7 protein-coding genes are annotated in these 6254 nt (G+C 66.9%); 6 read left to right on the forward strand and 1 reads right to left on the reverse strand.

Translation table 11 applies throughout. The features are described 5' to 3' along the window. Nucleotide 1: 1 nt before the first annotated feature. Nucleotides 2-772 carry a bifunctional demethylmenaquinone methyltransferase/2-methoxy-6-polyprenyl-1,4-benzoquinol methylase UbiE gene (gene ubiE, locus SCD90_RS03385; RefSeq protein ID WP_319843203.1) on the reverse strand — a complete coding sequence of 257 codons (771 nt, stop codon included), beginning with the start codon at nucleotides 770-772 and terminating at the stop codon, nucleotides 2-4. Nucleotides 773-854: 82 nt separating this feature from the next. Here ubiE and mutM point away from each other — a divergent pair, with 82 nt between their 5' ends. The 6 genes from mutM to SCD90_RS03415 form a co-directional block, all read left to right on the forward strand. Next, a complete protein-coding gene (mutM, locus tag SCD90_RS03390) occupies nucleotides 855-1736 on the forward strand; it encodes a bifunctional DNA-formamidopyrimidine glycosylase/DNA-(apurinic or apyrimidinic site) lyase (protein WP_319843204.1) in 882 nt (293 codons plus the stop codon). Nucleotides 1737-1856: 120 nt separating this feature from the next. Next, nucleotides 1857-2123 carry a 30S ribosomal protein S20 gene (rpsT, locus tag SCD90_RS03395; RefSeq protein ID WP_319843205.1) on the forward strand — a complete coding sequence of 89 codons (267 nt, stop codon included), beginning with the start codon at nucleotides 1857-1859 and terminating at the stop codon, nucleotides 2121-2123. Between the two features lie 654 nt (nucleotides 2124-2777). Next, nucleotides 2778-3224, forward strand: coding sequence for a rhodanese-like domain-containing protein (locus SCD90_RS03400; protein WP_319843206.1), 447 nt, complete (start codon nucleotides 2778-2780; stop codon nucleotides 3222-3224). Between the two features lie 93 nt (nucleotides 3225-3317). Further along, nucleotides 3318-4787, forward strand: coding sequence for a chromosomal replication initiator protein DnaA (dnaA, locus tag SCD90_RS03405; RefSeq protein ID WP_319843207.1), 1470 nt, complete (start codon nucleotides 3318-3320; stop codon nucleotides 4785-4787). A gap of 123 nt (nucleotides 4788-4910) precedes the next feature. Then, nucleotides 4911-6029 (forward strand): DNA polymerase III subunit beta, encoded by a 1119-nt coding sequence (dnaN, locus tag SCD90_RS03410; RefSeq protein WP_319843208.1) that lies wholly within the window; start codon nucleotides 4911-4913, stop codon nucleotides 6027-6029. Beyond that, on the forward strand, nucleotides 6026-6254 hold a 229-nt coding region (locus tag SCD90_RS03415; RefSeq protein WP_319843209.1), incomplete at its 3' end, for an AAA family ATPase. The genes dnaN and SCD90_RS03415, both read left to right, overlap by 4 nt.

A 6254-nucleotide genomic window follows, 5' to 3' on the forward strand; every position in this document is an offset into this window, starting at 1 on the left:
GCTACAGCCGCCAGCCGCTGTGCAGGGCCGCGATGCCGCCGGTGAACGGTGTGTAGGACACGCGCGACATGCCGGCGCGGCGCATCATCTGGGCGAGTTCCTCCGGCGGCGGGAAGCGCCGGATCGATTCCACCAGATAGCGATAGGGCTCGCCATCGCCCGCCACCATGCGGCCGAGGCCGGGAATGACCTTGAAGGAATAGAGATCGTAGACGCGGTTCAGCACCGGCATGTCCACTTTCGAGAACTCGAGGCAGAAGAACCGCCCGCCGGGCACCAGCACGCGGCGTGCTTCATCGAGCGCGCTCTGCATGCGCGGCACATTGCGCAGGCCGAAGGCGATGGTCACGGCTTCGAAGCTGGCATCCGGGAACGGCAGTTCCTCGGCATTGCCCTCGACGATGTCCACGCGCTGGCCGAAGCCCGCCGCATCCGTGCGCTGGCGGCCCACCTCAAGCATGGACGGATTGATATCAAAAAGAGTGGCATGGACGCCCTGCCCGCCGGCCTTCAGCGTGCGCAGCGCGATGTCGCCCGTGCCGCCGGCCACATCAAGCAGGCGGAAGCGGCGCGCGCTGCGTGGTGGGTTCAGCTCCGTGATCAGCGCCGATTTCCAGGCGCGGTGCAGCCCGCCGGACATCAGGTCGTTCATCAGGTCGTAGCGGCTGGCGACGCCGTGGAACACCTCATTGACGCGGCCCTGCTTGTCGCCGAGCGCGACGTCCTCGAATCCGAAATGCGTGGTCTCGGCGCGGCTTGCAGGATCGGTCATCGTCAGGGGTCCTCCGGTGGCGCGGACCCTAGCGCAGCGTCCGGGGCGGCGCTAGGTTGCCGCGAAAGGCCAGTTGCGTCCCATGCCCGAACTCCCCGAAGTCGAAACAGTTCGGCGCGGTCTCGAACCCGCGCTGGTCGGCGAGACCCTGGCCCTCGTCGAGGTGCGCAGGCCGGACCTGCGCTTCCCCTTCCCGGAGAACATGGCGACCCGCCTGACCGGGCGCCGGGTCGAAGCCCTGTCGCGCCGCGCCAAATACTTGCTGGCCGATCTCGACAACGGAGAGGTGCTGCTGATGCATCTCGGCATGTCGGGCTCCTTCCGCATAGAGCCGGCCGAGGGCGCCGAGGATGTCCCGGGCATCTTCCATCATGCGAGGAGCAAGCTCGCGCCGCACGACCACGTGGTCCTGGAGACAGGCTCCGGAACCCGCATCACCTATAATGACCCGCGCCGCTTCGGGTTCATGCTGCTGGTATCTCGCGCCGAACTTTCCGAGCATCCCCTGATGCGCGGACTTGGGCTCGAGCCGCTGGGCAACGAACTCGACGGGCAGGCCTTGTCGCGCCTGTTCGCCGGGCGCCAGACGAGCCTCAAGGCAGCCCTGCTCGACCAGCGGCTCGTGGCCGGGCTCGGCAATATCTATGTCTGCGAAGCCCTGTTCCGCGCCGGGCTTTCACCTTTCCGCAAGGCGGCCTCGCTCGCCGGAACCGTAAGGCCGGGCCTCAGGGCAACAAGGCTGGCCGAGAGCATCCGGGCCGTACTGACGGAGGCCGTGGCCGCCGGTGGCTCCAGCCTGCGCGATCACATCCAGACATCGGGAGAACTCGGCTATTTCCAGCACACGTTCCGCGTCTATGAGCGGACCGCCCAGCCCTGCGTGAAGCCGGGATGCGGCGGCACCGTGCGCCGCCTGGTGCAGAACGGGCGTTCCACATTCTACTGCCCGGCGTGCCAGCGCTGATCTTTCGTTGACCGCAGAGCCGCGAGGGACTATGACACCCGCCACTGCGGCGAGGTCCATCTTCGCCGCTCCTGTTTTTGTGCCTGCGCCTTCGGCCGGGCCGATGTTCGAGGAACACCCATGGCCAACACCTCCTCGGCCAAGAAGGCCGTCCGCAAGATCGAGGCGCGCACCGCCGTCAACCGCGCCCGCACCAGCCGCATGCGCACCTTCCTGCGCAAGGTGGAGGAAGCCCTGGCTTCCGGCGACAGCGCTGCCGCCGCCGAGGCTTTCCGCGCCGCCCAGCCGGAGATCATGCGCGCTGCCCAGAAGGGCGTGCTGCACAAGAACACGGCTTCGCGGAAGGTGTCCCGCCTCGCCGCTCGCGTGAAGGCCCTCGCCGCCTGATCCAACGCTCCCAGGGCGTTCAGTCGATCAAAAAGCCCGGCCCTAGGCCGGGCTTTTTTGCGTCTTGAGGCACCGTCGCAAGTTCGTTGTGCAAATGTCACATCGCTCCTTGCGGCGCACGATGCGCTTGACTCACAGGATTCGTTGAATCCTCAGGGGAAACCCCTCCCCGATCATAAATATATCAGCGATTACAACGGGTTAAAGGCAATACGCGGAGGGGGTCCGGGAATCCGCCAACGGGCCGGCGCCACCGCCCGCGCTGTTAAAAAATTTTTGCAACACCACCCCGTTTTCACCCCGTCCGGGAATCCCGCGGAGTCTCAAGGCTTTTCCGCATTAACCAGGTTTCGAGGTTGGCCAAACCGGACCTGCTGGCTCCGATTCGCGGGTCTGGAGCGCTTGCACGCCGAACATGCCCGTGTATCTTCCAGCTGTCCCCGGCGCCTGCCGAGGACTTCAAGACATCGCTTCAATCAAGCCCGCTCAAGAACGGGAGATGCGGAGTATTGCCGAGCCTCCAAGGTTGGGATGCTGGCGGGTCTTGAGACTGGAGAGGATCTCGGCCTGACGGTCCTCTTCACTGTTCAGTACGCGTGCATGGTTAGACAAGCAGGGAATGCGGTTTCTCTACGGAACCGCAGGGGGAGAACTATGTCTTCGCAGATGAATGGCGCCCATGCCGGTGACATTGATGCCCAGGCGGCCTGGCTGCAGCTGAAATCCGTTCCGGAGGCCCAGCTGGTCGATGTCCGCACCCGCGAGGAATGGACCTTCGTCGGCGTTCCCGATCTGGCGGAGCTTGGCAAGCAGGCCTTGCTGGTCGAATGGCAGAGCTGGCCGGCCATGAATGTCGGCCACGATTTCCTCGACCGTCTGCGCGCGGGGCTCAAGGAGCGCGGCGTTCCCGAAACCGCACCCCTGTTCTTCCTGTGCCGCTCAGGCGCCCGCAGCGCGGCTGCTGCGGCGACCGCCACGGCGTCGGGCTTTGGGCCGAGCTACAATGTGGTGGGCGGCTTCGAGGGCCCTCACGACGCAGATCGCCATCGCGGCGCGGTCGAAGGCTGGAAGGCGCGCGGCCTCCCTTGGCTGCAGACCTGATTCCACACCATGCACCACGCTCTTTTTCACGCCGGGCACGATCCGGCGGACACCCGGATTGCGCTTTGTCGCCCCACCACACAGGAGACCAAGATGGCCCTCACCGCTCAAAGCTCGTCCAGTGGCGGCGGTGATCTGCTGGCTTGCTGGGAGCGCGCCCAGCAGCGGCTGCGCGCCGAGCTCGGCGAGGACATCTATCTGAGCTGGTTCGCCCGCATCGAGCTCGATGAGGTGGAGGCCGATGGGTTGGCGCGGCTCTCGGTGCCGACCCGCTTTCTGAAGAGCTGGATCCAGTCCCATTACGCCGACCGCATCCTGCGCGCCTTCGTCGCCGAGACCGATCAGGTCCAGCGCATCGAGCTTGCCATCCGCACCGCGGGCATGCGCACGCCGATCACCGCGCGCCCTGCGGCAGCGGCCGGACAGGCGGTGCAGAACGCGGCGGACACCGAGGGCGTGCCTTCCGCGCCCCTTTTTGGATCAGTGTCGGCCGCCAGCGCGGATCTTCATGGCGGAAGCCTCGCCGGCTCGCCGGTCGATCGCCGCCTGGGCTTCGAAAGCTTCCTCGTCGGCCGAGCGAACGCGCTGGCGCATGCCGCCGCCAAGGAAGTGGCGCAAGCCCGTCCCGGCGAGGCCATCCGCTACAATCCGCTCTACGTCCATGCGGCGGTCGGTCTCGGCAAGACCCATCTCCTGCACGCCATCGCCGGCGCGGCGGAAGCGGGCGGCCGCCGCGTGCTCTACCTCACTGCCGAGCGCTTCATGTTCGGCTTCGTCTCCGCGTTGCGCGCCCAGACCGCCCTTGCCTTCAAGGAGACCTTGCGCGCCATCGACATGCTGGTCATCGACGATGTCCAGTTCCTGCAGGGCAAGACGGTGTCGGCCGAGTTTGGCCACACGCTGAACGCCCTGATCGACGGCAGCCGCCAGATCGTCATTGCCGCCGACCGCCCGCCCGCCGAACTTGAAAGCCTCGACGACCGCCTGCGCTCGCGTCTCGCTGGTGGATTGTCGGTCGAAATGGGCTCGCTGGACGAGGAACTGCGCCTGCAGATCCTGAAGCTGCGCGTCGCCGCGGCCCGCGAGCAGGTTCCGGGCTTCGACGTTCCCCCCTCGGTGCTAACCTATGTGGCGCGCTCCATCACGGCGAATGGCCGCGATCTCGACGGCGCAGTGAACCGGCTGCTGGCCCACAACACGCTGACCGGCGCCGCCGTGACCCTCGAAATGGCCGAGGAGGCACTGCGTGATCTCGTGCGCAACCGCGAGCCGCGCCGCGTCAAGATCGAGGACATCCAGCGCATCGTGGCCCGGCACTACAATGTGTCGCGCGCCGACATCCTGTCCGCGCGCCGAACCGCAACCGTCGTTCGGCCCCGGCAGATCGCGATGTATCTGGCGAAGGTGCTGACTCTCCGCTCGCTGCCGGAGATCGGCCGCCGCTTCGGCGGGCGGGACCACACCACGGTGCTGCACGCCGTCCGCAAGATCGACGGCCTCATCAACACCGACAATGCGCTGGCCGACGATGTCGACCTGCTCAAGCGGATGCTGTCCGAGTAGTCCTGCGGACTTGCACATTTCGAGGGGAGCGGCCAATGTCGCCTCCCCCGGCAGATGGGGGTTGCGGGCGGTCCCATCGCCCGGGCACTGCCGGTCCAGGACCTTCGAGCGGGATCTCAGACGATGAAAGTGACCCTTGAGCGGGCCGCGCTGCTCAAATCTCTCGCCCATGTGCACCGGGTCGTGGAACGCCGCACGACCATTCCGATCCTGTCGAACGTGCTGCTGCGCGCCGCATCGGGTGGCCTGCGCCTGCAGGCGACGGACCTCGATCTCGAAGTGGTGGAAACCAGCGCGGCCGATGTGACGGAGCCCGGCTCCACCACGGTGCCCGCCCACACCTTCTACGACATCGTGCGCAAGCTGCCGGACGGCGCCCAGGTGGTGCTGGAGCAGACCGGCGAGACGGGCACGCTCGTCATCCGCTCCGGTCGCTCACGGTTCACGCTGCAGACGCTCACGGAAGCCGACTTCCCGGATCTTGCGACCGGCGAGATGCCGGTGCGCTTCGAACTTCCGGCCTCCGACCTCAAGCGCCTCATCGAGAAGACGCAGTTCGCGATCTCGACGGAAGAGACGCGCTATTATCTCAACGGCATCTATCTCCACACCATGGAGGTCGAGGGCGTCCAGGCGCTGCGCGCGGTGGCGACCGACGGCCACCGCCTCGCCCGCGTCGAGCTGCCGGCGCCCGAGGGCTCGGCCGGCATGCCCGGCGTCATCGTGCCCCGAAAGACGGTAGCCGAGGTCATGCGCCTGTTCGAGGCGCCGGACGGCGTCGTCGTCATCGAACTGTCCGCCACCAAGATGCGGTTCTCGATGGGCGATGTGGTGCTGACCTCGAAGCTGATCGACGGCACCTTCCCGGATTATGCTCGCGTCATCCCGCTCCACAACGAGAAGCGGCTGACGATCTCCAAGGCGGATTTCGTGAGTGCCGTGGACCGCGTCTCCACCATCTCCTCCGAGCGCGGACGCGCGGTGAAGCTGGCGGTGACGGAGGGCAAGCTCGTCCTCTCGGTGACCAATCCGGACTCGGGCAGCGCCACCGAGGAGATCGAGGTCGAGTACTCGGCCGATCCGCTCGATATCGGCTTCAACTCGCGCTATTTGCTCGACATCGCCGCGCAGATCGACACCGACACCGCGCTGCTGAAGCTGAACGATCCGGGTTCCCCGACCCTGATCCAGGACATGGAGGGCGCGTCCGCGCTCTATGTCCTGATGCCGATGAGGGTGTGACGACGGGCACCACCGCTCAGCGCGTCGCCCTTACCCGTCTCCGGCTCACCAACTTCCGCAACCACGCGGCGCTCGATCTCGCGGGCGCCGGCTTGAGCGTGGCGCTGACGGGGCCGAACGGCGCGGGCAAGACCAACATCCTCGAGGCCCTGTCCATGCTGGCTCCCGGCCGTGGCCTGCGCCGTGCGCAGCGCGCCGACATGGCGCGCCAGGCGGGCGACGGCT

The sequence above is a fragment of the Terrihabitans rhizophilus genome (assembly GCF_033898525.1).
Classification (GTDB): Bacteria; Pseudomonadota; Alphaproteobacteria; order Rhizobiales; family Methylopilaceae; genus Flaviflagellibacter; species Flaviflagellibacter rhizophilus.